Here is a 26,413-nt window from a genome sequence, read left to right as displayed (position 1 = left end):
GCAACTCCCGATAGACCGTGCCCCCTGCACCACGGGGCGCCGCGCTTGGCAATGGCCAATTCAGCCGCGCGCGTGTATGGGCCGGCCCAAATGGCAACCGAAATCCCCTCCCCCCGCCGCGTCGGCATGGTCAGCCTGGGCTGCCCCAAGGCCCTGGTCGACAGCGAACGCATCCTCACCCGCCTGCGCGCCGATGGCTACGCGATGAGCCCCGACTATGCCGGGGCCGACGTCGTGCTGGTCAACACCTGCGGCTTCCTCGATTCGGCCAAGGAAGAAAGTCTGGCCGCAATCGGAGAGGCGATTGCCGAGAACGGCCGCGTGATCGTCACCGGCTGCATGGGCAACGAGGCCGAGGTGATCCGGGCGAAATTCCCGGACGTCCTCGCCGTCACCGGCGCGCACCAGTATGAAGCCGTGGTCGAGGCCGTGCACGAAGCCGCGCCCGCCAGCCTCGGGCCCTATGTCGACCTGATCCCCCAGGCCGATCCCGATGCGGCCGGGGTCAAGCTCACCCCGCGCCACTATTCCTACCTCAAGATTTCCGAGGGCTGCAATCACGCCTGCTCGTTCTGCATCATCCCGCAGCTGCGCGGCAAGCTGGACAGCCGGCGGATCGACGCCGTGCTGCGCGAGGCGGAAAAGCTGGTCGCCTCGGGCACCCGCGAACTGCTGGTGATCAGCCAGGATACGTCTGCCTACGGGGTCGACGTGCGCCACGAGGAACGGATGTGGAAGGGCCGCCCGGTCCGCACCCACATGACCGACCTTGCCCGCGAGCTCGGCCAGCTGCGCACGCCCGAAGGCCAGCAGCCGTGGGTGCGCCTGCACTACGTCTACCCCTATCCCCACGTCGATGCGGTGATCCCGCTGATGGCCGAGGGACTGCTCACCCCCTATCTCGACATTCCCTTCCAGCACGCCAGCCCCAAGGTGTTGAAAGCCATGAAGCGCCCCGCCAACGAGGCCAAGGTGCTCGAACGGCTGCGCGACTGGCGGGCGATCTGCCCCGATCTCACCATCCGCTCGTCCTTCGTGGTCGGCTTCCCCGGTGAGACCGAGGAGGATTTCCAGTACCTGCTGGACTGGCTGGACGAGGCCCAGCTCGACCGGGTCGGCGCCTTCCGCTTCGAACCCGTCGCCGGTGCCGCCGCCAACGACCTGCCGGGCGCCGTGCCCGAGGCGGTCAAGGAAGAGCGCTACGCCCGGATCATGGAAAAGACCGAGAGCATCAGCGCGGCCAAGCTCGCCGCCAAGGTCGGACGAACCATTTCGGTTATCATCGATGAGGTTGGCGAAGCGGACGAAGATGGTGACATCGGCGCCACTGGCCGCAGCCAGGCCGATGCGCCCGAAATCGACGGCGCCGTCTACCTGCGCGGAGCCTCCGCCGACCTTCAGCCCGGCATGTTCGTCGAGGCCCTGATCGAAGAAGCGGACGCCCACGATCTCTTTGGTGCAATCGTTTAAATCGCGGCGGTAGATTCGGCGCGAGCGGATCAAATTGCGTTTCATGCAACTACCTACGCCGTTTTCGCACTTGCGAATAACCCGAGTCGGCCGCAAAGAGGACGGGCCTTTCAGGCATCCTCTCCCAAGACTTCAAAGGCCCGGTCGGCAACGACCGGGCCATTTTTTTACCAGATTGGCCCATCGAAAACCATATTGGTTATTCAGGCCGAATCTCGCGGGTCCCGCGGCTGCACGAAAACGCGCGTAACGATCGGAAATCGCCCGGATATTTCGCGCTGGATCGCCGCCACCAGCCCCTCCACCGCCCGCGCGCTGATCGCATCGTCGAAATCGGCGGAAATCAGCACGGTCACCATGTCGGGGGCAAGATGCAGCGTCAGCACCTCGCGCACCGCGACCACGCCGGGATGGGCCAGCGCCGCCGCGCCGATCGCCGCAACCAGTTCCGGCTCGGCCGATTCGCCGATGAGCAGCCCCTTGGCCTCGAACAGCAGGACCAGCGCCAGCGCCCCCAGCACCAGGCCAATCAGGACCGAGGCGAGCCCGTCCCAGAACGGATTGCCGGTGACGAGCGACAGGGCCAGCCCCAACGCGGCCACGCCCAGGCCAACCAGCGCGCCCGCGTTCTCCAGCAGCAGGACCAGCGTCGGCGCGTCCTTGGAATGGCGGATTTCCTTCCACACCGAGCGCGTTCCCCGGGCGCGGTTGAAATCGACCAGCGCCGCCACGGTCGACCAGCCCTCCAGCGCCGCGGCAAAGCCCAGCACGAGAAAGGCGATCAGCGGATCGCTTGCCGCCTCGGGCTCAAGGATGTGCAGGACGCCTTCATAGACCGAAACCCCCGCGCCAAGCGCGAAGACGAGGATGGCCACGACGAAGGACCAGAAATAGAGCTCGCGGCCATAGCCGAAGGGATGGAGCGCATCGGCGGGCCGCTGCGCCTGCTTGCGCCCGTGGAGCAGCAGCAACTGGTTGGTCGAATCGACCATCGAGTGCACGCCCTCGGTCAGCATGGCCGACGACCCGGTGATCGCGGCGGCCACGAACTTGGCTGCGGCGATGCCGAGATTGGCGCCGAGCGCGATCAGGATGGTCTTGTTCGATCCGCTCGCCATTGTGCCCCAACGCCTTCTACAGCCAACCGATCCGCCTGAAGCGCAGCCACAGCCCCCCACAGACGGCAAGGATCGCGCCCAGCACCATGGGATAGCCATAGCGCCATTCGAGTTCCGGCATGTGCTGGAAGTTCATGCCGTAGATCCCCGCGATGGCGGTCGGCACGGCCAGGATCGCCGCCCAGGCCGCCAGTTGCCGGGTCATCTCGCCCTGCCGGTGCTGTTCAAGCAGGCTCGCGGTCTCGACGATCGAGGCCAGGGTATCCTTCAGCCCGCGCATCCGCGCCAGCGCCCGGCGCGAATGGTCGAGCACGTCGCGGAACCAGACATGGGCCGCGGGATCGATATTGGGCAGGTCGGTCGTCGCCAGCCGCTCGCAGACCTCCTCCATCGGCCCGGCGATCCGCTCGAAACGGCGAATCTGGCGGCGCACGCGGAAAATCCGGCGAATCGTCGAAGGCTCCGGAAAAGTGTCGATCGCCCGCTCCTCCATGTCCTGAACCGCCTCCTCGAAACGCTCGATGATCGGCGCAAAGCCGTCGACGATGAAATCGAGGATGGCATGGGCAACATAGTCCACCCCTTCGGCCATCCGCTCGGGATTGGCCTCCAGCTTGCGGCGGATCGGGTGATGGGCCCGGCTCGAGCCGAACCGAACGGTGACGATGAAATCGTGGCCAAGGAAGATCGCGGTCTGGCCATAGGCGATCTTGTCGCCCTCTTCGAACTCGGCCGTGCGGGCGACGATGAACAGGGTCCGGCCATAGACCTCGACCTTGGGCATCTGCTGCGGATTGAGCGCATCCTCCACCGCCAGCGGATGCAGGCAGAACTGGCGCTTTACCGTGGCCATTTCGTCGGGTGTGGGCTCGCACAGCCCCACCCAGTCGAAGGCATGGGCCGGCAAGGCCTCGCGCGGCTCCCCGGTGAGCGGCAGGGCCTCGTTCTGGGTCATGCCATTGTGATAGCGGCGCGCGGCGATGATCGGCATGAGCAGGGTCTGGCAAAGTCGCAGGGCTCTGGCAATCGGCAGCGAGCCGTCCTAACCCAAGCGCCATGCCTGAACTGACGCCTGAATCGCGCATCTATACCGCCGCCCTGATCGTGATCGGAGACGAGATTCTCTCGGGCCGCACGCACGACAAGAACATCGCCCAGGTCGCCACCTGGCTGCAGGTGCAGGGCATCCGCCTCAAGGAAGTGCGCGTCGTGGCGGACGAGACGCCCGCCATCGTCGAGGCGGTCAATGCCCTGCGCACCCGGCACGACTACCTTTTCACCACCGGCGGGATCGGCCCGACTCACGACGACATCACGGTCGACGCCATTGCCGAGGCGCTGGGCGTCGCCGTGGTCATCCACCCCGAGGCGCGTGAAATTCTCTCCGCCTATTACGAAAGCCGCGGCGGCGGCCTGACCGAGGCCCGCCTGCGCATGGCCCGCGTGCCGGAAGGGGCCAGCCTGATCCCCAACCGCTACACCGGCGCGCCGGGGATCAAGTGGGGCAACATCCACATCATGGCCGGGGTCCCATCGATCACCAGCGGCATGCTCGAGGCCCTGACCGGCACACTCGAAGGCGGCGCACCCCTGCTCTCCGAAACGATCGGCTGCTGGGTGGGTGAGAGCGAGGTCGCCGCCCTGCTCGGGCAGACCGAAAAGGACCACCCCGGCAGCCAGATCGGCTCCTACCCCTTCTGGCGCGACGGCAGGACCGGCGCCAACTTCGTCGTTCGCGCGGTCGAGCCCGAACTGCTCGCCGCCTGCGTCGCCGCTCTCGTCGCCGGTCTCGCCGCTGCGGGCAAGGAAGCCGTCCCCGGTGGCATCTAGGCGCATTTGCATTGCCGTTGCAGTAGCGTTGCAGTGCGGTTGCACGCCCCCCCTGCCCCGCTTCGAAAAGACCCTCGCCGCCCAGGACAGCGCCACGGCGGCGCTTGGGGCGTGGTGCGAGGCCCGCCACATCGCCAGCCCCGCCCGCATCACCGCCAGCCGCATCCGGGGCGACGATGCCCCCCCGCCCGCCGAACTGGCCGGGGCCAATGCAGGCTACCGCCACGTCCGCCTGTCCTGCGGAAATTCCGTTCTTTCAGAAGCACATAACTGGTATTCGCGCGATCTCCTCACCCCGGAGATGAACCGCGTCCTCGACACGACCGACACGCCCTTCGGCACGGTCGTCGCCCCCCTCCACTTCCGCCGGGAGCGCCTCTCCTCCACCCGCGGCGCAGCCGCCGGCTGCCCGGCAGGCACGATCCTCTCGCACCGCGCCCGCCTCACCCTTCCGGGCGGCCAGCCGCTCGCCCTGCTGGTCGAGTGCTACACCCGCGCCAATCTCGACTGACTTTACGCGCGCGCCCAAAAGGCGCAGATTGTCGGAAGGAATCAGGGGGACAGGCCATGGCAAGAACGCCGCTGATCGTCCAATCCGGCCAGGCCGGCGAACCGCTCAAGGTTGTCGGCGCCGAAATCTCGATCCTCGCCGCCAACCAGGCAACGGGCGGCATGGGCTTCACCCTCCAGCAGGGCGACGAGGGCACCGGCCCGCCGCCGCACAGCCATCCGTGGGACGAGGCTTTCTTCGTGCTCGACGGGCAGGTCGAGTTCATCCTCGATGGCGCGGGAACCATGCTCCAGCCCGGCGCACTGGTCCACGTTCCGGGCGGCTCACCCCATGCCTTCCGATTCGGCCCGGGCGGCGGGATGATGCTGGAAGTGACCGGCCCCGGCAGCAATGCCGCGCAGATGTTCCGCGATTTCGACGCCGAGATGCCGCCCGACCGGATGGACATCATCAAGGCGGTCGAGATCTTCGACCGCCACGGCGTCAGCCTCATGGGCTGAAGTGCAAAAAGCAAAAGGGCCGGAGGTTTCCCCCCGGCCCTTTCGTATTTTGCGCGTTCGAGCGGTTTAGCCGCCGTGAACTTCAGCAACGTCGATCTTCAGGCCGGGGCCCATCGAAGAGGACAGGCCGACCTTGCGCAGGTACTTGCCCTTGGCGCCCGACGGCTTGGCCTTGACGATCGCATCGACGAAAGCGTCGAAGTTGGCGCGCAGGGCTTCGTTCGAGAACGAGAGCTTGCCGATGCCGCCGTGGATGATGCCGGCCTTTTCGACGCGGAACTCGATCTGGCCGCTCTTGGCAGCCTTGACCGCGTCGGCAACGTTCGGAGTGACGGTGCCGAGCTTCGGGTTCGGCATCAGGCCCTTGGGGCCCAGCGTCTTGCCGAGGCGGCCGACAACGCCCATCATGTCCGGCGTGGCGATCACGCGGCCATAGTCGAGGTTGCCGGCCAGCATGTCTTCCATGAGGTCTTCCGCACCGACCTTGTCGGCGCCGGCGGCGAGAGCGGCCTCGGCCTTGTCACCGCGGGCGAAGACGGCAACCTTGACGTCCTTGCCGGTGCCCGAAGGCAGGGTGACCATGCCGCGGACCATCTGGTCGGCGTGGCGCGGGTCGACGCCGAGGTTCAGCGCGACCTCGAGGGTCTGGTCGAACTTGGCGCTCTGCAGGTCCTTGAGGAGCTGGATCGCATCATCGATGCTGTAGAGCTTCTGGTTGTCGCCCAGCTTTTCGTTCAGCGACTTGTGCTTCTTGGTCAGCGTTGCCATCGGATCAGCCCTCCACAACCTGAAGGCCCATCGAACGGGCCGAGCCCTCGATGATCTTGGTGGCCTGTTCAATATCGTTCGCGTTGAGATCGACCATCTTGGCCTTCGCGATTTCCGCGAGCTGCGAGCGCTTGATGGTTCCGGCCGAAACCTTGCCCGGCTCCTTCGAGCCCGACTTGAGGCCAGCGGCCTTCTTGATCAGGAAGCTCGCCGGCGGGGTCTTCGTCACGTAGGTGAACGAGCGGTCCGAATAGACGGTGATGACCACCGGCAGCGGCGTGCCCTTTTCAACTTCCTGCGTGGCGGCGTTGAACGCCTTGCAGAATTCCATGATGTTGACGCCGCGCTGACCCAGCGCCGGGCCGATCGGCGGCGCGGGCTTGGCTTCGCCTGCAGGAACCTGCAGCTTGATGTAACCTTCGATCTTCTTGGCCACGATGGGCCTCCTTTCTTCCTGTCGCCCCGGAAATCCGGGCCTCAGAGTGAGCGGTCCAACGGTGCCCGAAGGCCCCTCCCGCACGGAATCACAAGGGAATCACCCCTCACGAAGGGTGCGCGCCTAGGCGAAAGCGGCACAAAAGCCAAGGGCTAAGTGCGCATGGAGCTGACGCTCAGCTCTCCAGCATCAGCGCATAGTCCTTGAGCACGTCGAGACAACGCCCCTCCGCCAGGATCAGGCGGTCGTCGCGTTCGTTGCCGCTCTTGCGCTTGAGCATGCGGACCGCGGCGGCGCGGTTGGGGCCGGACAGGCCGTTCATCGTCACGATCAGCTCGGGATTGTGCGAGAGGCTGCCGTCGATGATCAGGTCGAGGCTCTGCGGCGAGAAATCACAGCCGAGGAAAACGATGCGCTGCGACTTCGCCACGGCACCGCGCAGCTCGGCAAGGCTGGCACGGTCGGCCAGCGCCTGGTCGCCAGTCTTGAGTGCGGTCGAGAGCGCGGCCATGTTCCACGGCATCTCGTTGGCGAATTCGACGTCGGGCAGGTCGCCCAGTTGCCAGGGCAGGCGGCCCACCGAACCATAGGGATGATAGAACTTGAGCCGCGCGGCGACGATCCGCTGGGCTTCCGACAGCGTCATGCCATAGGCCGTGGTCAGCACGAAGGGCAGGAAGTGCTCAGTCGCCCGGTCATAGCCGAAGTTGACGATCACCACGTCGCCAAGGCCCTGCTCGAGCTTGTTGCGCGGCAGGCCGGCTGTGATCAGCTTGCCCAGTTCGAGCAGCCAGTAGTCCCCGGTCTGCAACGGCAGGGCATTGTGCCCCTGCGGCGTCGCGCGGACCGACGAGCGCTGCTCCGACTGCAAGGTAAAGACCGCCAGCGCCAGCTTGCCGAAGGCTGCAACCAGCGGATTATCGTTGTTCTGCTCGATCACGCCCTCGATCGTGCGGGCGACCTTGGCCGACTGGTTGATCCGCTGGGCGGCCTTGAACAGGGCCTCCTCGCTGCTCTTGGTCCGCTCCGCCAGCTTGGCGACATGGCGCAGGATCGCGGCGGCGTCGCGCGTCAGCTGGTTGGCCGAAGCGCGCGAAAAGTCGAGCGCCTGGGCGATCCGCTCGAGAACGTCGAGCGGGCTCGGCATGTGCAGCTCGGCCGCGGCACCGGGCCCGAGAATGAAGGCGGTCTTGGTACGGATCATCTTGCCCGCACCAATAGGGGTAATTCCTTAACCAAGCTTATGCGCGTTGGCGCAAACCAGCCCAGACCGGTTCAGCGCAGGCTTTCCGGCCCAAAAGCATGGGGCAACAGGTCGGACAAGCGCAGTTCGAGCACTTCCTCGGCCGAAACGCACCAGACCACCGGGTCAGTCCCGCCAAGCTTGGCCAGTTCGCTGAGCACCTGGCGGCAACGCCCGCAGGGGGTGACCGGCTCGGGGCCGGACTGGGCCTCGCCCCCCTCACCCGCCGGACCGCCAACGAGGGCGACGGCGACAAGGCCGCCTCGGGCGCCAGCGTTCATCGCGCTGGCGGTCGCCACGGTCTCGGCGCAGAGCGCGAGGCCGTAGCTCGCATTCTCGACGTTGGCGCCCGAAACGAGGGTGCCATCGGCAAAGCCGAGCGCGGCGCCGACGTGGAAGCCAGAATAGGGGGCATAGGCCTTGGCCGAGGCGGCGCGGGCGGCTTCGATCAGGGCGGCGCGGCTAGGCGGACGGGTCATGCGGCCGAACCTAGCGCGATCACGGCTGGACGACCACCCAGCGCAGGGGTTCGTCACCCGCGTCGGTGACGAGGTGGGTGTTCGCGGTCCACATCGTCCACGGCCGCCCGGCATAGTCGGGCTGGAAGCGCTCGCCGGTCAGCCACAGGTTGCGGTCGATCTGCGCGGCAACGTGATAGCGCTCCTCGAACCGCTTCGAGACCTTCAGGATCGCGGGCTTGCCGGTGTGAATCTCGATCTGGTTGAGGAAGGTCATCAGTTCGCTTTCGACCGCAGAATCCGAGACCTTGACCGGGCAATCGTCCGCCAGACGGTCAAGATCGACCGCGGGCGGGAGCAGGCTGGCATCGCGGGGGATCACGGTAACGAAATTGGCTGCCTGCCGCTCGGCCGGCTGGCACGGATCGTAAAGGTGGATCGCCCCGACCTTGAGCTTCGCCGCGCGGGCATCCTCGATGTTCTTCACGAAGGCCGGATCGCGGGCAAAGGCGCTGGCCGAAGCATCGAGATAGGCAAAGTCCGCGCCGACCGCCTTCAGCGCGGTCCAGTCCACCGCCCCCTCAAGCGTGCCGACCTCGACCCCCTGCACCGGCCAGGCAGCGCGCGTGGGAGTCCACTGGCGCAGATGCCACCAGCCGGCGATCACGGCGACCAGCGCGGCAAGCAGCGCGATCCCGGCCAGCCGCAGCCGCCAGCGCGAGCCAATCCTGCGTGCCATGTCCTGTTTCGTCCTGCTGGTGTTGCCGGTTTCGGCCGCGTGATCAGGCGGCCGGTCCTCAGGCCCTGATATGGAGGACGCTGATCAAGGTAAAGAGCCTGCGCGCCGTGGCGAAGTCGGTTTCGATCTTGCCTTCCAGCCGTTCGAGCAGAAGCTCGGCCGCCTCGTTGTGGACACCGCGGCGGGCCATGTCGATCGTCTCGATCTCGCGCGCGGAAGCCTTGCGCACGGCCTGATAATAGGAGCCGCAGATCGCGAAATAATCACGGATGTGGCGGCGGAAGCGGCCCAGGCCGAGGATCTGGGTTTCGACCAGTTGAGCCGCCTCGTCGCTGATGTCGAGCTTCAGCCGGCCGTCGTGGACCGAGAGATGAACCCGGTAGGGCCCCTCATGCCCGGCGGAGAAAGCGCGCAGCGGCTTGAAACTGTTATCCTCGATCAGGTCGAACACGGCGACGCGCCGCTCCTGGTCGATATCGGCGTTGCGCCACAGGATCGTGCCTTCGTCGAGGTCGATATGCGAGATGCGCGGGTCCGCCATTGGGGGCGCAGCTTTCGCAAATGCCGGGGCGCCCGGCAAGGCCTTCCCCGCTATCCACAGGCGAGGGCCTGTCATTTGATCGAAGGACACCTTGTCACGCCCGCGCCCCGGGCGCATTGCGATGCCATCATGGCCGAAGACTTTTTGATCACCGCACTCGATGCTCCGCAACCTCCGCAGGCGCGCCAACTGCCCGCCAACATCGAGGCGGAGGCGGCCTTTCTCGGCGCCGTGCTGATTGACAACCGGGTGATCGAGGAACTCAATACCCCGCTGAAACCCGGGCATTTTTTCGAACCGGTCCATGCCCGCATCTACGAGCGGATCGTGCAACTGCTCGATCGCAAGGCGGTGGTCACGCCGGTCACGCTCAAGCCCTATTTCGAGGCGGACGAGGCCCTGCGCGAACTGGGCGGGGTGACCTACCTCGCCCGCCTGACCGCGGACGGACAAGGCCTGCTCGCCCCGCGCGAACTGGCCGAGCAGATTTACGATCTCGCCATGCTGCGCGAGCTGGTCTCGGTCGGCCGCAACCTGGTCGAATCGGCGCTCGACACCTCGCAGTCGGTCGAGCCGATGCAGCAGATCGAGCAGGCCGAGGCCGCGCTCTATGCGGTGGCAGACGGGGCCAGCACCAACAACGAGGCCAAGGACTTCTCGACCGCAACCAAGACCGCGCTCGGCATGATCGAGCAGGCGCTGCTCTCGGGCGGGCATGTTTCGGGCAAGACCACGGGCCTCACCTCGGTCAACGAGAAGGTCGGCGGCCTGCACGATTCCGACCTCATCATCCTCGCGGGGCGCCCGGGCATGGGCAAGACCTCGCTCGCCACCAACATCGCCTTCAACGCGGCCGACCGCCTGCGGCGCGACCGGCTTGACGGGATCGCGGACGAGAAATCGGTCGGCGCGGCCACGGCCTTCTTCAGCCTCGAAATGAGCGCCGACCAGTTGGCGACGCGTATCCTTGCCGAGCAATCGGGCATCAGCTCGGAAGCCCTGCGCATGGGCAAGATCAGCCGCGATGATTTCCAGGCGCTGTCGTTCGCCAGCCAGCGCCTCGCCGAGTTGCCGCTGTTCATCGACGATACCCCGGCGCTGACCATCGCCGGCCTGCGCGCCCGCGCCCGGCGGCTGAAGCGCCGCCATGGTCTCGGGCTCGTGGTGGTCGACTATCTCCAGCTGTTGCAGGGTTCGGGCCGGGCGACCGACAACCGCGTCAACGAAATTTCGGAAATCTCGCGCGGCCTCAAGACGCTCGCCAAGGAACTGTCGGTGCCGGTAATCGCGCTGTCGCAGCTCTCCCGCGCGGTCGAACAGCGCGAGGACAAGCGGCCGATGCTGTCGGACCTGCGCGAATCCGGCTCGATCGAGCAGGATGCCGACATGGTCTGGTTCGTTTACCGCGAGGACTATTACGTCGCCTCCCGCGAGCCCAAGCAGCCGGTCGGCGGGGACGACCCCAAGATCCATGATGCCCATGCCGCCTGGCAGGCGGAAATGGAACGGGTCTATGGCCTCGCCGAACTGATCGTGGCCAAGCAGCGCCACGGCGCCACCGGCAAGGTGCGGATGCGCTTCGAATCGCGCATCACCCGCTTCTCCGACCTTGCCGAGGATGCGCTCGCCGCGCATGCCTATGGCGACGACGAGTGAGCCGGGCTGATTGGCGGGACCGCGTCGCTTTCCTTGACTTTTTCGCAGCCAACCTCTAGCGGCTGAACTTTCCAGCAGATTCTGCCTTACCGGAGTGCCCTATGGCGCGCGTTACCGTTGAAGATTGCGTCGACAAGGTTCCCAACCGTTTCGACCTCGTCCTGCTCGCCGCGCAGCGTGCGCGCGAAATCTCGGGCGGCGCCGAGCTGACCATCGACCGTGACCGCGACAAGAACCCGGTCGTGGCCCTGCGCGAGATCGCCGACGAAACCGTGCGGCCGACCATCCTCAAGGAATCGGTCATCTCCTCGCTGCAGCGCGTCCAGCCCGAAGACGACGACGAAGTCGATGAAATCGGCTCGCTGTCGCAGCAGGCCGAGGCCCTGCGGATCACCGCCGCGGCCCCGGTGCGCAACACCTCGCTCGGCGGCGATTACGACGGCTGAACTGTCGGCGAGAGCCAGAAGAAAAAGGCCCCGGGAAACCGGGGCCTTTTTCGTTGTGCCACCAGCGCGCCGCAATCAGGCGCGTGGCGGTCAGGCTCCTTGCGGAGCCGTCCCGCCCGAATAACGCCGACCCGCCTTGGGAATGGCCGAGCCGCGCACCGGTACCGGCTGCGACGGGCCGCTCGAACGGTCGGGCCGGTCGATCTTGCCGTCCTTCATCAACTGGGTGATTTCATCGCCGGTCAGGGTCTCGTACTCGAGCAGAGCCTGGGCGAGCAGGTGAAGCTGTTGTTCATTGGCATTGAGGATGTCGCGCGCGCGCGCGTGAGCGCCATCAACCAGTTCGCGGATCTCGGTGTCGATCAACTTGTTGGTCTCGTCCGAGGCGAACAGTCGCGCCGAGCCGCCCATGCCGAGATAGCCTTCCTGCTGCTCTTCGTACTGCAGCGGCCCCAGCTTGTCCGACATGCCCCACTTGGTGACCATGTTGCGGGCCAGCGAGGTGGCGTACTGGATGTCGGACGAGGCGCCCGAGGAGACCTTGTCGTGGCCGAAGATGATCTCTTCCGCCACGCGGCCGCCCATCGCGACCGAGAGGTTCGCGTGCATCTTGTCACGGTGGTACGAATAGGAATCGCGCTCAGGCAGGCGCATGACCATGCCCAGCGCCCGGCCGCGCGGGATGATCGTGGCCTTGTGGATCGGGTCCGAGGCATCTTCATGGACCGAGACGATGGCATGGCCGGCCTCGTGATAGGCGGTCATCTTCTTCTCGTCCTCGGTCATGACCATCGAGCGGCGCTCGGCGCCCATCATGACCTTGTCCTTGGCGTCCTCGAACTCCTGCATGGCGACGAGGCGCTTGTTGCGGCGCGCCGCGAGCAGGGCCGCCTCGTTGACGAGGTTGGCAAGATCGGCGCCGGAGAAGCCCGGCGTGCCGCGCGCGATGGTGCGCGGGTTGACGTCGGGCGCCAAGGGCACCTTCTTCATGTGGACCGAGAGGATCTTCTCGCGCCCCTCGATGTCGGGGATCGGCACGACGACCTGGCGGTCGAACCGCCCCGGGCGCAGCAGCGCCGGGTCGAGCACGTCCGGCCGGTTGGTCGCGGCGATGATGATGATGCCTTCGTTGGCCTCGAAGCCGTCCATCTCGACCAGCAACTGGTTGAGGGTCTGCTCGCGCTCATCGTTCGAATTGCCGAGGCCGTGGCCGCGATGGCGGCCGACCGCGTCGATTTCGTCAATGAAGACGATGCAGGGGGCGTTCTTCTTGGCCTGCTCGAACATGTCGCGCACGCGGCTGGCGCCGACGCCGACGAACATCTCAACGAAGTCCGAGCCGGAAATGGTGAAAAAGGGCACGCCCGCCTCACCCGCGATGGCGCGGGCCAACAGCGTCTTGCCGGTGCCGGGCGAGCCGACCAGCAGGGCGCCCTTGGGGATCTGGCCGCCGAGCTTGGAGAAGCGCTGCGGATCGCGGAGGAATTCGACGATCTCCTCCAGCTCCTCGCGCGCCTCGTCGATGCCGGCGACGTCGTTGAAGGTGACGCGGCCCTGACGCTCGGTCAGCATCTTGGCCTTGGACTTGCCGAAGCCCATTGCGCCCGAGCCGCCGCCCTTCTGGACCTGGCGCAAGGCGAAGAAGGCCACGCCGAGGATCAGCATGAACGGCAAGGCCTGAACGAGGATGTAGAGCAGGACGTTGGGCTCTTCCTGCGCCTTGCCCTGATAACGTACGCCGTTGTCCTGCAGCAGCTGGGGCAGCGTGGTGTCGTTCGGGATCGGCACGGTGTTGAAAGCCTCGCCGCTCTTGTAGCGGCCGCTGATCCGCTCGGTCCCGACCTGGACCTCGGACACCGATCCTTCGACCACCTTGGCGCGGAAGTCCGAATAGGGGATCGTGGTCCCCCCGGTTTCTCCGCGCGCCCCGAACATCGAGACAACCAGCAGCAGGGCCATGAAAATCCCGCCCCAGACCAGGAGGCTCTTGAGCCAGGGATTTCCGTTAGGCTGTTCTTCGTTCATCGGGGGAGGCATCCTTTCGCCCTGCAATGTAGGGTGGGAGGGCTGAATGGCAAGCTAACGGCGCGGGATTCTGGCCGGAATCGGCCCGGCCGGGCAGCGCTTGCGGCATTTGTGCCGGAGCTGCCGGTGCGCCGGCAGGCGGCGAGCGCGGCAGGGTGACACGAGTGTAACCCGTGCTCGTTGCGTGAACCACGTGATTTCAAGGACTTGGCGTAAAGTGCATGGGTGACACTTGTCCAACCCGGACGCAGCGGGCTCCGCTTTTCAAGGAACCGGGGGACTATCGCAGGAACGGGCGGTGTAGGAAAATGGAATGGCGCGCGCGGTACGCCATGAGGCCAGTCAGGATGGGCCCCTACCTTCCCAAGGGCGACGGGAGGTAGGGGCAGCAGGCCCGACATTGCCGTCATGGGCACACCCGTTCGGCGGCCCGGAAGCTGCCGTTCCGCCGAGACATTCGCGCATTGGGCAGCGCTGCATGGGGCGACGGAATTGGGGTTGGCCTGCCTCGGTGGGGATGGCCGCGGCGCCCGTCAGATGCTCAATTTCTTGAACACGGCCTCGGGGATGTGGCGGATGATCAGCATGACGAGGCGCCAGATCGGGCGGACGTAGATCACGTCCCTGCCCTTTTCCACCGCGCTCCACACCGCTTGGCCGAGTTCCTTCGGTTCGGCGGTGAGCTTCCTGGGCAGGTCCATGCCCGCCGTCATCCGGGTGTTGACGAAGCCGGGGAGGACCGTGACGACGTGGACCCCGGTCTTGCCCTTGGCGAGGCGGTTCCTGAGGCCAGAGAGGAAAGCGGTGAACCCGGCCTTGGCCGAGCCGTAGACATAGTTGGCGGCGCGGCCGCGAATGCCTGCGACCGAGCTGATCCCGACGAGTGTGCCCGAGCCGCGCACGATCATGCAGTTGGCGAGGATGGCGAAGAGGTTGGCCGGACCCTCGAAATTGCTGCGCAGGACGGTGACGGCCTTGGCCGGGTCAGCCTCGTTCTCGGCTTGCTCGCCCATCAGGCCGATCGCGGTGACGGCAACGTCGGGCAGGACCGGGAGGGCGGCGATGAAGCGCTCGTGCGCGGCGAGATCGAGCGCGTCCAGTTCATGCAGGGTGACGGGCACGTTGAAGCGCACGGCGATGTCGGCCTGTTCGGCGCTGAGCGCGACGGCATCGCGGGCGGCGAGCTGGACCGCCCAGCCCTTGGCCGCGAAGGCATGGGCCACGGCGAGGCCAATGTCGGAGCGGGCGCCGAGAATCAGGATGGTCTGGGTCAAAGTTCAAGTCTTTCCGAAAGGGCGGAGACGAAGCGGCCCGCGCTGCCGCTGGCCGCGCGCATGGCGGTGAATTGGCCGGTGCGTCGATCGGCGGCGCGCAGGGCCTCTGGCGAAAGAAAGGCGTCCTTGGCGAGGTAGAACCGGCCGCCATGATCAATGACGATCCGTTCCAGTTCGGTAAACAAGGCTGCGCTTGCGTCCTTGACCGGGAAATCGAGCGCGAGCGTGTATCCCTCCATCGGGAAGGAGAAGCGGCTTTCCTGCGGGCCCATCCGCTTGAGCACGGCGAGGAACGAGCCCTGCCCCGAGCTTGCGATGCGGCGCAGCAGCGCGGCCACGCCCGCCTCGGCGGCGGCGAGCGGGATCACGCACTGGAACTGGGCGAAGCCCCGCCTGCCGTAGATCCGGTTCCATTCGAGCAGGGCGTCGAGCGGATAGAAGTAGCTGTCGTAATCGATCAGCCCCTCGCCCCGGTTCCACGCGCCCACGCCGTAGTAGAGTTCGTTGAAGGCGCGGACGCTGAGCGGGTTGAGCGCGATCTGGGGAAAGTCGAACGGCACAGCCTTGGCGCGCTTGCCCTGGCGCACGAAGCGGTCGGCGCTTTCGCGCGGGGTGAGTTCGCCGGCTTCGGCATGTTCGCCGGTCATCACGAGCGAGCGGCCGAGCGACTGGCCCCCGGCGAGGCAATCGATCCAGGCGACCGAATAGGTCGCCGCGTGGTTTTCCTCGAACAGGGCCATGGCCGACCTGAGGCCCGGAGCGGGATGGCTGCGCTGGCGGATCCAGCCGCTTTCCACCCGGCGCAGGCGGATCGCTGCGCGCAGGATCACCCCGGTCAGGCCCATGCCGCCGCAGGTCCATGCGAAAAGCTCGGGATTTTCGGCCTTGCTGGCGCGGCGCACCGTGCCGTCCGGCCCGGCAAGGTCGATCCATTCGACGCAGGTGGAGAAAGAGCCGTCCTTGTGGTGGTTCTTACCGTGGACGTCGGCCGCGATCGCCCCGCCGATGGTGACGAACTTGGTGCCCGGCGTGACGGCGGGGAACCAGCCGCGCGGCAGGAACACGTCGATCACCTCGGCCAGTTGCACCCCGGCCTGGGCGGTGAGGATGCCGCTCGCCTCGTCAAAGGCGAGCATCCGGTTGAACTGGCCCATGGCGAGTGTTTCCGGCGCGCCGAGCGCGGCATCGCCGTAAGCCCGGCCATTGCCGCGCGCGATCAGCGGGGTTTGGCCGACCAGCGCGGAGACGTCATCCAGGGCGCGCGGACGCAGGAGCCGGCACTCCGCCCGCGGATAGCGTCCCCACCCGGAAAGCTGCATTACGTCTCCCCCGTTCCGGCCCCGGCTGGCGCCTATTCGAGCGCGACCGGCACCTCGAACCCGTGGTGCTTGAGCAGGGCATGGCGGCGCGCGGTCTTGAGGTCATCGGCGACCATTTCGGCGCACATCTCCTGCACGGTGATTTCCGGCACCCAGCCGAGCTTTTCGCGCGCCATGGTCGGATCGCCAAGCAGGGTCTCGACCTCGGCCGGGCGGAAATAGCGCGGATCAACCCGCACGATCACGTCGCCGGGGCGGACCGTGACCGCATCGATGTCGGCCACGGCCTCGACCGTGGCCACCTCGTTCACCCCCTCGCCCGAGAAGGACAGGGTGATGCCGAGTTCGGCGGCGGCCCAGAGGATGAACTGGCGCACCGAATACTGGACGCCGGTGGCGATCACGAAGTCTTCGGCCACGTCCTGCTGCAGCATCAGCCACTGCATCCGGACATAGTCCTTGGCGTGGCCCCAGTCGCGCAGGGAATCGAGGTTGCCCATGTAGAGGCAGGTTTCGAGGCCCTGGCTGATATTGGCGAGGCCGCGCGTGACCTTGCGGGTGACGAAGGTCTCGCCCCGGCGCGGGCTCTCGTGATTGAACAGGATGCCGTTGCAGGCGTAGATCCCGTAGGCCTCGCGGTAGTTCACCGTGATCCAGTAGGCATAGAGCTTGGCCACGGCATAAGGCGAGCGCGGGTGGAAGGGCGTGGTTTCGCGCTGGGGGGTTTCCTGGACGAGGCCGTAAAGCTCCGAGGTCGAGGCCTGGTAAAACCGGGTCTTCTTCTCGAGGCCGAGGAAGCGGATCGCCTCGAGCAGGCGCAGGGCGCCGAGCCCGTCGACATCGGCGGTATATTCCGGCGCCTCGAACGAGACTGCGACATGGCTCTGCGCGCCGAGGTTGTAGACCTCGTCGGGCCGCACTTCGGACAGGACGCGGGTGAGGTTCGAGGTGTCCGACAGGTCGCCGTAGTGGAGCTTGAGGTTGGGCGAATTGGCGTGCGGATCCTGATAGATATGGTCGATCCGCTGGGTGTTGAACGAGGAGGCGCGGCGCTTGATGCCGTGCACCTCGTAGCCCTTGGCGAGCAGGAATTCGGCGAGGTAGGAGCCGTCCTGCCCGGTGATTCCGGTGATCAGCGCAACCTTGCCCTTGCAATCATCACTCATACCGCCGCCCGTGTCCTTCGCATCGCGCTATCGCATTGACGCGGAACAGCGCCAAGTGAGGGAAGGACCGTAGAGAGGCGCCCGCGCCGGGTCAATCGCGTGGCTTCGCACGTGCAATATCAACGGGATGAAGCGATCGCCGCAGCGGCGCGACATCCGTGCGAGCGCGCCCTGTTGCCGCCGCCGCCGCCCTGTGCCAAGGCAGGCCGCACCAGCGAAACCTTGCGCGAGTCACACGGATTACCATGGCCAGCACCGATACCCTTTCCGGCAAGCTCGTCGTCCTCGTCGGCGGGGATGGCTTCATCGGCTCCCACGCCGCGCAGGAACTGCTGGGGCGCGGGGCAAGGCTCAGGGTGATCTGCCGCCATCCGGAACGGGCCGTGAAGCTGAGGCCGCTGGCCAACCTCGGCCAGATCCAGTTCGTCCGCGCCGACGTGACCAAGACGGATGCCGCCAAGCTGGTGGCAGGGGCCGACGCGGTGGTCTATCTCGCGGGCTCGTTTACCGGCGATCTCGATGCGCTGCACGTGCGCGCGCCGGCCGCCCTTGCCGCCGCCGCCAGCGCCGCGGGCGCATCGGCCTTCGTGCTGGGTTCGGCCAATGGCGCCGACGCCAATGCCGCCACCGACTATGCGCGGACCAAGGGCGAAGGCGAGCAGGCCGTGCTCGCCGCCTTCCCCAAGGCGACCGTGCTGCGCCCCTCGGTGGTGTTCGGGCCGGACGACAAGTTCATCAACATGTTCGCCGCCCTGATCGCCTCGGCCCCGGTCCTGCCGGTGTTCTGCCCCGAGGCGAAGCTGCAGCCGGTCTTCATCGACGACGTGGCCCAGGCAGTCGCTTCGGCCCTGCCCGACCCGGCCCGCTTCGGCGGCAAGACGTTTGAACTGGTCGGCCCGGAAGTGGTGACCATGCTGGAGCTGAACCAGCGGATCGCCGCCGGCGAGGGCCGCAAGCCGCTGTTCGCGCCGCTGCCCGAGATCGTCTCGACCGTGATCGCCGCCGTGCCCGGCACGCCGATCAGCTCGGACCAGCTGGCCCTGCTGCGCGCGGGCAATGTCGGCACCGGGCTGCCGGGGCTGAAGGCGCTGGGCGTGACGGCGCGGCCGATGGGGTTGTTTCTTGACCGCTGGCTGGTGCGCTACCGCAAGCACGGCCGCTTTGGCGACAAGCGGGGCCTCGCGTAAGCACCCTCGGTATTGCGAGCGCAGCGAAGCAATGACGAATTAGGGTACAATCTTACCAGTTCACGTCCGCATAGTGGCTCGGCGGCTGAATCACTTCCATGCGTTCGGCCAGCAGGGGGCGGAAGCTGGGGCGGCTCTTGAACACCGAGTACCAGCCTTTGGCCTGTTCATGGCCCGACCAGTCGAGCCCGCCAAGGTAGTCCGCCACCGAGATCTGGGCGGCGGCGGCAAGATCGGCGAGGCTCATCGTCGCGCCGGCCAGCCAGGGGCGGGTATCGATCAGATAGTCGATATATTCGAGATGCTCGTGCGCCAGCTTCATCGCCTCGCGCAGCATCCGGCTGTCGGGCGACTGGCGATAGACGAGGCGCTTCTTCATCCGTTCGTGCAGAAGCGGAGCGGTGACGTCGCCGTAGAAATTCTCGTCGAACAGGGCGACGAGGCGGCGGATCTCGGCCCGGTTGGCCGAGGTGCCGTTGATCATCGGGTTCTTGTCGACCGTTTCCTCGAAATATTCGGAGATTGCACGGCTATCGACCACGGTGATGCCGCGTTCCTCGTTGCGGATCACCGGGGTGCGCGCGGCCGGGTTCATCACCACGAATTCGTCGCGCATGTCCCACGGATTTTCGCGCCACAGCTCAAAGGGAATGCCCTTTTCCGCGAGGTGCAGGCGAACCTTGCGGCTGAAGGGACAAAGAGGAAACTGGTAAAGCTGCCACATGGATACGGCCATGCCGCAGTGCGGCGGCCAAGATCAACCGCCGGGTGCGCAAATAACCGGTGAATACTGCCTGTTTATCGCGGCGGGGATTTATCGGGGCGCGAAACCGGGCTGGGCATCGAGCATCTTGAGGCAGAAGGGCATCATCCCCTCCACCCCGCGCTGGCGGGCGAGGACCTGCGCCTCGGCGCGGGCGGCAGCGCGCACCCCGGCCTCGTCCATCCCGGCATCGTCCATCAGCTGCGCGGCGAGGCGCACGAAGTATTCGCGGCCGCGCTGGGCCATGGGCGGATATTGCTTCATCGCCGCATCGCCCCGGGCCTGACCGGTGGCGACAACGGCGAAGGCCGCGCCGCAGCGCAGGGCCATGCGCTCGTCCGCCGTGAGCGGACGGGCGGCGAAAGCGGGAGCGGAGAGGGAGCAGGCGGCCGAGGCCAGCAGGGCGAGGGAAAGGGCGGCGCGGTTTTTCATCGCGGGCCTCATAGCCGCCCGAACCTGAATGGCACTCATCCAAAATGGCTGAAGCGCCAGACTGGCGATTGTGCCGGAGCGGATTTCGGCCCAAGAACCATGCCGGGCACAGACCAGAGCGACCCAACCAAGCGGAGCCTCCATGTTCACTCACATCACTGTCGGCAGCAATGACGTTCCCGCCTCGCAGCAGTTGTACGACGCGCTGTTCACCGCTCTCGGCGGCGAGCCGGGCGTGCCCGCATCGGACGGCAGCCGCGTGCGCTACATTCACAAGGGCGGCGTGCTGCTGGTGACGAAGCCGGTCAACGGCGAGCCTGCGACCTTCGGCAACGGCGTTACCATTGGCTTTCAGGCCGAGAGCCCGGAACAGATCGATGCCTGGCACGCCGCCGGCATCGCCAATGGCGGGACGACGGCGGAAAGCCCGCCGGGCGAGCGCAACGGTCCCTTCGGGCACCTCTACCTTGCCTATCTGCGCGACCAGACCGGCAACAAGCTCTGCGCGGTCTATCGCTACGGCTGAGGCGGCGATGACCGACGCTTTCACCGTATCGGCCGAGGGCGCGCTGCGCCCGGTCACGCGCGACTGGGTGCCGGAAGCCCCGGTCGCGCTCGAGTTCAATGGCCTTGCCTATGCAGTGATGATGGCCACGCCCGAGTACCTCGTCGACTTTGCCACGGGCTTTGCCCTGTCGGAAGGATTGGCGACGAGCGCGGACGACGTGACCGACGTGGGGCTGGCCGAGGTCGAGCAGGGCTGGATCGTGCGGGCAAGGCTGGCGGGCCTCGGGATCGAGCGGCTGACCGAGCGGGTGCGCACGCGCGTGGCCGAATCGAGCTGCGGCCTGTGCGGGATGGAGAACCTCGCCGAAGTGACACGGCCCCTGCCCCCGGTGGCGGCGCACGAGCCGATCGACCCGCAGGCGATCTTTGCCGCGCTGGAGGAACTGCCCGAGCGGCAGGACCTGAACCGCCGCACCGGGGCGGCACATGCCGCGGCCTGGTGCACACCCTCGGGCCGGATCGCCGAGATCCGCGAGGACGTGGGCCGCCACAACGCGCTCGACAAGCTGATCGGCGGCATGGCGCGGACCGGCTGGCCGCTGGACGGCGGCTTCGTGCTCTCGACCGCAAGGTGCAGCTACGAGATCGTCGAGAAGGCGGTGAAGGCGGGGGCGACCACGCTGGTTACGGTTTCGCTGCCGACCTCGCTGGCGGTGGAGCGGGCCAAGGCGGCAGGGCTATCGCTCTGGGTTCTGGCGCGGGGGGACAGCGTGACCTGCGTGAATGATGCTTCGCGGGTGGATTGAGTCACTTCTTTGCGAGCGCAGCGGAGGAATCCAAGGCCGCTGCGCTCAACCGCCCTGGATTGCTTCGTCGCCGCGCTCCTCGCAATGACGACGGGTGAGCGGGATGCTTCGCTCCTCGCAATGACGAGGCGCGGGAGATGAGGGCGCCTTAGCGCGAGATCAGGAAGACGGCGTGTTCGGCGCGGAAGTTGGCGGCCGTGGCGCTGGTCTGGCGATCACCCTTGAGGAACCAGGCGTGTTCGACCTTTATCCCGCGTTCGGCCATCAGGGCGCGGAAATCGTCGATCGTCAGGTGGTGGATGTTGGGCGTTTCGTACCAGGCCACGGGCAGCAGGCGCGTGACCGGCATGCGGCCGCCCCACAGCAGCGAGAGGCGCACCCGCCAGTGGGCGAAATTGGGGAACGAGACCACCGCCTTGCGCCCGATCCGGAGCAGTTCGTCGAGCACCTTGTCGGGGCGCATCGTGGTCTGCAGGGTCTGGCTGAGGATCGCGCAGTCGAACGCCTTGTCGGGGTAGAAGACGAGATCCTTGTCGGCATCGCCCTGGATGACCGAGAGCCCGCGCGCCACGCATTCGGCGACGTTGTGGGGATCAAGCTCCATCCCGCGCGCATCGCAGCCCTTTTCGCGCAGGGCCGAGAGCAGCGCGCCATCGCCGCAGCCGACGTCTAGCACGCTGGCGCTGGGCGACACATTGTCCGCGATGATCGCGAGATCCGGGCGCAGCGCGTTCATGCCCCGAGGAAGCCCTTGATCACCCCGTCAAGCGCGGGGACTTCGAGCAGGAAGGAATCGTGCCCGAAGGGGGCCGACAGTTCCATGAAGCTGACCGGACAGCCGGCGGCGTTGAGCGCATGGGCGATCGAACGCGATTCGGGGGTGGGATAGAGCCAGTCCGTATCGAAGGAGACGAGGCAGAAGCGCGCCGTGCTGTTCGCGAAGGCATCGGCGAGACGCCCGCCGTGTTCCTCGGCCAGATCGAAATAGTCCATCGCCCGGGTGATGTAGAGGTACGAGTTGGCATCGAACCGCTCGATGAACGAAAGGCCCTGGTAGCGCAGGTAGGATTCGACCTGGAAATCGGCGTCGAAGCCGAAGGTCTTTTCCGAACGGTCCTGCAGGTTGCGGCCGAACTTGTCGTGCATCCCCTCTTCGGAAAGATAGGTGATGTGCGCGGCCATGCGGGCGACGGCGAGGCCCTTTTCCGGGCCCTTGCCCCCTTGCCCGGCGCTTCCGTAATAGTCCCCATCCTTCCACTTGGGATCGGCCATGATCGCCTGGCGCCCGACCTCGTGGAAGGCGATGTTCTGCGCGGAGTGGCGCGCAGTCGAGGCGAGGACCAGCACGGCGGCGGCCCGCTCGGGGAAATTGGCGGCGAGGCTGAGCGCCTGCATCCCGCCCATCGAGCCGCCGACCACGGCGTGAAGGCAGTCGATCCCGAGCGCGTCGAGCAGGGCGACGTGGGCGCGGACCATGTCGCGCACGGTGATCACCGGGAAGCGCATGCCCCACGGCTTGCCATCGGGCGCAAGGCTGGCCGGGCCGGTCGAGCCCATGCAGGAGCCGAGGACGTTGGCGCAGATCACGAAGAAGCGGTCAGTGTCGATCGGCTTGCCGGGACCGACCATGCGCACCCACCAACCGGGCTTGCCGGTGATCGGGTGCGGGCTGGCGACGTGCTGGTCCCCGGTCAGCGCATGGCAGATCAGGATGGCGTTGGAGCGGTCTGCCGCGAGGGTGCCGTAGGTTTCGTAGGCAATGCGCACGCCGTCGAGCTGCTGCCCGCCATCGAGCGGGAGCGGCTGGGCAAGGTCCAGCACGGTGCTGGAGGCAAGGAGCGGTGCGGTCGCCATAATGGCAAGCGAATTGGGGGACCGCAGGCACGGTGTCAATGCAAGCGAGGCTGTCAAACGCGCGCAAGCCTGCTAAGGGCCAGCCGTCATGACCAAGCTTCCCGCCCCCAAGCCCTGGATCGCCGAGATCCACGCCTATGTCCCCGGCAAGTCGGCCGGCGCGGACGGGCGCCCGCTGATCAAGCTTTCGGCCAACGAGAACCCGCTCGGCACCAGCCCGGCGGCGCTGCTGGCGCGCGACCATGCGGTGAAGCCGTCGCTCTATCCCGATCCGGACAGCCACGCCCTTCGCAAGGCGCTCGGCGCCCTGCACGGGATCGACCCGGCCCGCATCGTCTGCGGCACCGGATCGGGCGAGCTGCTGGCCATCGCGGCGGGCTGCTATGCCGGGCCGGGGGACGAGGTGCTCTACGTCCGCTACGGCTTTTCGCTTTACGACATCGCCGCGCGCCGCTGCGGGGCGACCCCCGTGATCGCGCCGGATGACGACTATGGCACGGACGTCGATGCCCTGCTCGCCCTGGTGAGCGAGCGGACGCGCGTGGTGTTCATCGCCAACCCCAACAACCCGACCGGCTCATACCTGCCGCAGGGCGAAATCGCGCGGCTCCACGCGGCGCTGCCGGGCGACGTGCTGCTGGTGATCGATCAGGCCTATGCCGAATATGTCGCGCCCGAGGATGACGACGGGGCGCTGGCGCTGGCGGAGACGGCCGGCAACGTGCTGGTCACCCGCACCTTCTCCAAGGCTTATGGGCTGGCTGGAGATCGGGTCGGCTGGGCAACCGGCGCGGCGGAACTGATCGGGACGATGAACCGCATCCGCGGGCCGTTTCCGCTCAGCAATTCGGCCCAGGCGGCGACGCTTGCGGCGGTCGAGCACCAGGAGTTCGTCGACCATTCGCGCCGCCACAACGCGGCCGAGCGGGCGCGCTTCGTCACGGCGCTTGGCGGCCTTGCCAACCACGGCCTGCGCCCGGTGCCGAGCGAGGCCAATTTCGTGCTGGTGCTGTTCGAGGGCAAGCTGACCGCCGAGACGGCCTACAACGGGCTTGCCGCGCAGGGCTACATCGTCCGCTGGCTGCCGGGACAGGGCCTGCCGCATGGGCTGCGCATCACCATCGGCACGGCCGAGCAGATGAACGACATCGTCCGCATCCTGCGCGATCTGGCCAAGGCTGCGTGATGTTCGGAGCGGTCGCGATCATCGGGCTGGGGCTGCTGGGCGGATCGACCGGGCTGGCCGTGCAGGAGTATCTGCCCGGTGTGCACACCACCGGCTATGACGCCGACCCGGCGACGCGCGAGCGGGCACGGGCGCGCGGACTGGTGGCGCAGGTGTGCGAGACGGCGGCCGAGGCCGTGGCGGGGGCCGACCTCGTGGTGTTCTGCGTGCCGGTCGGCGCGATGGGCGCCGCAGCGCGCGAAGTGGCGGGCCACCTCAAGCCGGGCGTGCTGGTGAGCGACGTCGGCTCGTCCAAGCAGACCGTGCTGTCCTCGCTGTCCGAGGCCCTGCCCGGCGTGGCGATCATCCCGGCCCACCCGGTTGCGGGCACGGAAAACTCCGGCCCGGACGCGGGCTTTGCCAGCCTGTTCGGGCGGCGCTGGTGCATCGTCACCCCGCCGGACGATGCCAATCCGATCCTGCTGACCAAGCTGGTCCAGTTCTGGGAAGGGCTCGGCGCCCATGTCGAGCTGATGAACCCGCAGCATCACGATCTGGTGCTCGCAGTCACCAGCCATGTGCCGCACCTCATCGCCTATACCATCGTCGGCACGGCCTCGGACCTCGAGGAAGTGACCCAGAGCGAGGTGATCAAGTATTCGGCGGGCGGCTTCCGCGACTTTACCCGCATCGCCGCTTCCGACCCGACGATGTGGCGCGACGTGTTCCTGTCCAACCGCGATGCCGTGCTGGAAATCCTCCAGCGCTTCACCGAGGACCTGACCGCCCTGCAGCGCTCGATCCGCAACGGCGAGGGCGACAGGTTGTTCGATCACTTCACCCGCACCCGCGCGATCCGCCGCTCGATCATCGAACAGGGCCAGGACGACGCGCGGCCCGACTTCGGGCGGTCCGACCATAACGGTCAGGGCTAACTCAGCAGGAACACCGCCGCGACCGCAGTCATCACCGCGGTCGAGACCCAGCCGCCGAAGGCCAGCCACGGCGAAATGACATGCTTGTGCATGACCCTGGGATTGCGCGAGATCAGCATGGTCACCACCATCAGCGGCGGGGCGAGCAGACCGTTGACCACGGCGGCCCAATAGAGCGCCTGCATCGGGTCGATCGCCAGCAGGTTGAGCGCCATGCCGCCCGCCGTGGCCAGGGCAATGATCGCGTAGAAGGCCTTGGCCTCGCGCGGCTTGCGGTCGAGACCTTCGACCCAGTCGAACGTCTCGCTGACCGCATAGGCGGCGGAGCCCGCGAGGATCGGCACGGCGAGCAGGCCGGTGCCGACAATCCCCAGCGCGAAGAGAGCGAAGGCAAGGTCGCCCGCGATCGGGCGCAGGGCCTCGGCAGCCTGGGCGGCGCTGGCGATTTCGCGGATGCCGTGCGCGTGGAGCGTCGCCGCCGTGGCCACGACGATGAAGATCGCGGTGATGTGGGAAAAGCCCATGCCAACCAGCGTATCGAGCCGGATCCGCGCCAATTCCTCACCGACGAACTGCCGGGGGCTGACCATCAGCGGCTTGACGTGGCGGCGGTGCTGTTCCTCCACTTCCTGCCCAGCCTGCCAGAAGAACAGGTAGGGACTGATCGTGGTGCCGAACACGGCGACGAGCGCCATGGCCTGTTCCTTGCCGAAGCTGAAGGAGGGCACGGTGAGGCCGCGCAGCGCCTCCAGCACCGGGACATGGGCGACGAAGGCCACCGCGACATAGGCGAACAGCGAGAGCGTGGTCCATTTCAGAACAGCGGCATAGCGCTCGTAGCTCAGCCAGACCTCGAGCACGACCGAGACCACCCCGAAGCCCACGACCCAGGCCATCGCATTGCCCGGCAGCAGCAGGGCGACCGAGGCGGCCATAGCGCCAAGATCGGCGCCTATGTTGACCACATTGGCGACCAGCAGGAGCAGGACCGTCACGCGCAGGAGCGAGCGGGGATAGTGCTGCCTGAGATTGCGGGCGATCCCCTTGCCGGTCACTGCGCCGATCTGGGCGCAGACCGCCTGGATCGAGGCGAGCAGCGGAAAGCCGAAGAACAGGGTCCAGCCAAGCGAATAGCCGAACTGCGCGCCGACCTGGCTGTACGTGCCGACGCCGGAGGGATCGTCGTCGGCCGCGCCGGTCACCAGCCCCGGCCCCAGCACCTCGTACCAGCGGCGCTTGCGCTCCGGCTCGCTCATGCCGGCAC

At 67.1% G+C, this 26,413-nt stretch carries 28 protein-coding genes; 11 read left to right on the top strand and 17 right to left on the bottom strand.

The annotated features are described in order from the left end of the window. Nucleotides 1-90: 90 nt before the first annotated feature. The gene (rimO, locus tag H7F51_RS17075; RefSeq protein WP_185665532.1) at nt 91-1,470 is read left to right on the top strand and encodes a 30S ribosomal protein S12 methylthiotransferase RimO; all 1,380 of its coding nucleotides are present in this window, start codon (nt 91-93) and stop codon (nt 1,468-1,470) included. Nucleotides 1,471-1,673: 203 nt separating this feature from the next. Here rimO and H7F51_RS17070 read toward each other — a convergent pair whose 3' ends face one another. Together H7F51_RS17070 and H7F51_RS17065 are read right to left on the bottom strand one after the other, a co-directional pair. Next, entirely contained in the window at nt 1,674-2,588 is a 915-nt protein-coding gene (locus H7F51_RS17070) for a cation diffusion facilitator family transporter (protein WP_185665531.1), read from the bottom strand. Nucleotides 2,589-2,604: 16 nt separating this feature from the next. Next, nucleotides 2,605-3,579, bottom strand: coding sequence for a magnesium and cobalt transport protein CorA (locus H7F51_RS17065; RefSeq protein ID WP_185665530.1), 975 nt, complete (start codon nt 3,577-3,579; stop codon nt 2,605-2,607). A gap of 65 nt (nt 3,580-3,644) precedes the next feature. Between H7F51_RS17065 and H7F51_RS17060 the strand changes: the two genes are divergently transcribed. From H7F51_RS17060 to H7F51_RS17050, 3 genes are read left to right on the top strand one after another with little or no spacing between them, the layout of a single operon-like run. Beyond that, a complete protein-coding gene (locus H7F51_RS17060) occupies nt 3,645-4,418 on the top strand; it encodes a competence/damage-inducible protein A (protein ID WP_425491047.1) in 774 nt (257 codons plus the stop codon). A gap of 28 nt (nt 4,419-4,446) precedes the next feature. Continuing rightward, on the top strand, nt 4,447-4,929 hold the full coding sequence (locus tag H7F51_RS17055) for a hypothetical protein (protein WP_221774198.1): 483 nt from the start codon (nt 4,447-4,449) through the stop codon (nt 4,927-4,929). Between the two features lie 56 nt (nt 4,930-4,985). Then, the gene (locus H7F51_RS17050; protein ID WP_185665529.1) at nt 4,986-5,429 is read left to right on the top strand and encodes a cupin domain-containing protein; all 444 of its coding nucleotides are present in this window, start codon (nt 4,986-4,988) and stop codon (nt 5,427-5,429) included. Between the two features lie 66 nt (nt 5,430-5,495). Here H7F51_RS17050 and rplA read toward each other — a convergent pair whose 3' ends face one another. From rplA to H7F51_RS17020, 6 genes are all read right to left on the bottom strand, one after another. After that, nucleotides 5,496-6,197: a 50S ribosomal protein L1 gene (rplA, locus tag H7F51_RS17045; protein WP_185665528.1), complete on the bottom strand. Its 702-nt coding sequence runs from the start codon at nt 6,195-6,197 to the stop codon at nt 5,496-5,498. 4 nt (nt 6,198-6,201) lie between these two features. Continuing rightward, nucleotides 6,202-6,633 carry a 50S ribosomal protein L11 gene (gene rplK / locus H7F51_RS17040; protein WP_185665527.1) on the bottom strand — a complete coding sequence of 144 codons (432 nt, stop codon included), beginning with the start codon at nt 6,631-6,633 and terminating at the stop codon, nt 6,202-6,204. Nucleotides 6,634-6,808: 175 nt separating this feature from the next. Beyond that, nucleotides 6,809-7,837, bottom strand: a complete 1,029-nt coding sequence (locus H7F51_RS17035; RefSeq protein WP_185665526.1) for a hypothetical protein — start codon at nt 7,835-7,837, stop codon at nt 6,809-6,811. A gap of 71 nt (nt 7,838-7,908) precedes the next feature. Then, nucleotides 7,909-8,355, bottom strand: coding sequence for a cytidine deaminase (locus tag H7F51_RS17030; RefSeq protein WP_185665525.1), 447 nt, complete (start codon nt 8,353-8,355; stop codon nt 7,909-7,911). Nucleotides 8,356-8,374: 19 nt separating this feature from the next. Beyond that, nucleotides 8,375-9,073, bottom strand: coding sequence for a glycoside hydrolase family 25 protein (locus H7F51_RS17025; RefSeq protein WP_185665524.1), 699 nt, complete (start codon nt 9,071-9,073; stop codon nt 8,375-8,377). Nucleotides 9,074-9,131: 58 nt separating this feature from the next. Next, complete coding sequence (locus tag H7F51_RS17020) at nt 9,132-9,614, bottom strand: UPF0262 family protein (protein WP_185665523.1); 483 nt, start codon at nt 9,612-9,614, stop codon at nt 9,132-9,134. A 129-nt stretch (nt 9,615-9,743) separates the two neighbouring features. Between H7F51_RS17020 and H7F51_RS17015 the strand changes: the two genes are divergently transcribed. Both H7F51_RS17015 and rpoZ read left to right on the top strand, forming a co-directional pair. Beyond that, complete coding sequence (locus H7F51_RS17015; protein ID WP_185665522.1) at nt 9,744-11,270, top strand: replicative DNA helicase; 1,527 nt, start codon at nt 9,744-9,746, stop codon at nt 11,268-11,270. A 101-nt stretch (nt 11,271-11,371) separates the two neighbouring features. Beyond that, nucleotides 11,372-11,716, top strand: coding sequence for a DNA-directed RNA polymerase subunit omega (rpoZ, locus tag H7F51_RS17010; RefSeq protein WP_185665521.1), 345 nt, complete (start codon nt 11,372-11,374; stop codon nt 11,714-11,716). 90 nt (nt 11,717-11,806) lie between these two features. Here the strand turns inward: rpoZ and ftsH are convergent, their stop codons facing one another. The 4 genes from ftsH to gmd form a co-directional block, all read right to left on the bottom strand. After that, nucleotides 11,807-13,741, bottom strand: coding sequence for an ATP-dependent zinc metalloprotease FtsH (ftsH, locus tag H7F51_RS17005; RefSeq protein WP_185665520.1), 1,935 nt, complete (start codon nt 13,739-13,741; stop codon nt 11,807-11,809). A 533-nt stretch (nt 13,742-14,274) separates the two neighbouring features. Then, nucleotides 14,275-15,015 carry an SDR family oxidoreductase gene (locus tag H7F51_RS17000; protein WP_185665519.1) on the bottom strand — a complete coding sequence of 247 codons (741 nt, stop codon included), beginning with the start codon at nt 15,013-15,015 and terminating at the stop codon, nt 14,275-14,277. Beyond that, nucleotides 15,012-16,334, bottom strand: coding sequence for an FAD-binding oxidoreductase (locus tag H7F51_RS16995; RefSeq protein WP_185665518.1), 1,323 nt, complete (start codon nt 16,332-16,334; stop codon nt 15,012-15,014). The genes H7F51_RS17000 and H7F51_RS16995 overlap by 4 nt, the downstream gene beginning before the upstream one ends. 32 nt (nt 16,335-16,366) lie before the next feature. Beyond that, complete coding sequence (gene gmd, locus H7F51_RS16990; protein WP_185665517.1) at nt 16,367-17,500, bottom strand: GDP-mannose 4,6-dehydratase; 1,134 nt, start codon at nt 17,498-17,500, stop codon at nt 16,367-16,369. Between the two features lie 245 nt (nt 17,501-17,745). Between gmd and H7F51_RS16985 the strand changes: the two genes are divergently transcribed. After that, complete coding sequence (locus tag H7F51_RS16985) at nt 17,746-18,687, top strand: complex I NDUFA9 subunit family protein (RefSeq protein ID WP_185665516.1); 942 nt, start codon at nt 17,746-17,748, stop codon at nt 18,685-18,687. Between the two features lie 52 nt (nt 18,688-18,739). Here the strand turns inward: H7F51_RS16985 and H7F51_RS16980 are convergent, their stop codons facing one another. After that, nucleotides 18,740-19,411, bottom strand: coding sequence for a glutathione S-transferase family protein (locus H7F51_RS16980; RefSeq protein WP_185665572.1), 672 nt, complete (start codon nt 19,409-19,411; stop codon nt 18,740-18,742). Between the two features lie 90 nt (nt 19,412-19,501). After that, on the bottom strand, nt 19,502-19,882 hold the full coding sequence (locus H7F51_RS16975; RefSeq protein ID WP_185665515.1) for a hypothetical protein: 381 nt from the start codon (nt 19,880-19,882) through the stop codon (nt 19,502-19,504). 142 nt (nt 19,883-20,024) lie between these two features. On the opposite strand from H7F51_RS16975, the gene H7F51_RS16970 reads away from it, so the two are divergent. Then, the gene (locus H7F51_RS16970; protein ID WP_185665514.1) at nt 20,025-20,408 is read left to right on the top strand and encodes a VOC family protein; all 384 of its coding nucleotides are present in this window, start codon (nt 20,025-20,027) and stop codon (nt 20,406-20,408) included. A gap of 7 nt (nt 20,409-20,415) precedes the next feature. Further along, nucleotides 20,416-21,195 (top strand): formate dehydrogenase accessory sulfurtransferase FdhD, encoded by a 780-nt coding sequence (fdhD, locus tag H7F51_RS16965; RefSeq protein ID WP_185665513.1) that lies wholly within the window; start codon nt 20,416-20,418, stop codon nt 21,193-21,195. Between the two features lie 148 nt (nt 21,196-21,343). Here the strand turns inward: fdhD and metW are convergent, their stop codons facing one another. Both metW and metX read right to left on the bottom strand, forming a co-directional pair. Further along, nucleotides 21,344-21,931, bottom strand: coding sequence for a methionine biosynthesis protein MetW (gene metW, locus H7F51_RS16960; RefSeq protein WP_185665512.1), 588 nt, complete (start codon nt 21,929-21,931; stop codon nt 21,344-21,346). Continuing rightward, nucleotides 21,928-23,049 (bottom strand): homoserine O-acetyltransferase MetX, encoded by a 1,122-nt coding sequence (metX, locus tag H7F51_RS16955; protein WP_185665511.1) that lies wholly within the window; start codon nt 23,047-23,049, stop codon nt 21,928-21,930. The genes metW and metX overlap by 4 nt, the downstream gene beginning before the upstream one ends. Nucleotides 23,050-23,137: 88 nt before the next feature. Here metX and H7F51_RS16950 point away from each other — a divergent pair, with 88 nt between their 5' ends. Further along, the gene (locus H7F51_RS16950) at nt 23,138-24,235 is read left to right on the top strand and encodes a pyridoxal phosphate-dependent aminotransferase (protein ID WP_185665510.1); all 1,098 of its coding nucleotides are present in this window, start codon (nt 23,138-23,140) and stop codon (nt 24,233-24,235) included. After that, nucleotides 24,235-25,149, top strand: coding sequence for a prephenate/arogenate dehydrogenase family protein (locus tag H7F51_RS16945; RefSeq protein WP_185665509.1), 915 nt, complete (start codon nt 24,235-24,237; stop codon nt 25,147-25,149). Before H7F51_RS16950 ends, H7F51_RS16945 begins: the two co-directional genes overlap by 1 nt. Here the strand turns inward: H7F51_RS16945 and H7F51_RS16940 are convergent. Further along, nucleotides 25,146-26,405: an NRAMP family divalent metal transporter gene (locus H7F51_RS16940; protein WP_185665508.1), complete on the bottom strand. Its 1,260-nt coding sequence runs from the start codon at nt 26,403-26,405 to the stop codon at nt 25,146-25,148. The two genes, H7F51_RS16945 and H7F51_RS16940, sit on opposite strands and share 4 nt — an antisense overlap. Between the last annotated feature and the right edge of the window lie 8 nt (nt 26,406-26,413).

The sequence above is a fragment of the Novosphingobium flavum genome (assembly GCF_014230315.1).
In the GTDB taxonomy this organism is placed as follows: Bacteria; Pseudomonadota; Alphaproteobacteria; order Sphingomonadales; family Sphingomonadaceae; genus Novosphingobium; species Novosphingobium flavum.
Note: the sequence above shows the minus strand (reverse complement) of the source record. Positions and strands in the feature narration are given on the sequence as shown.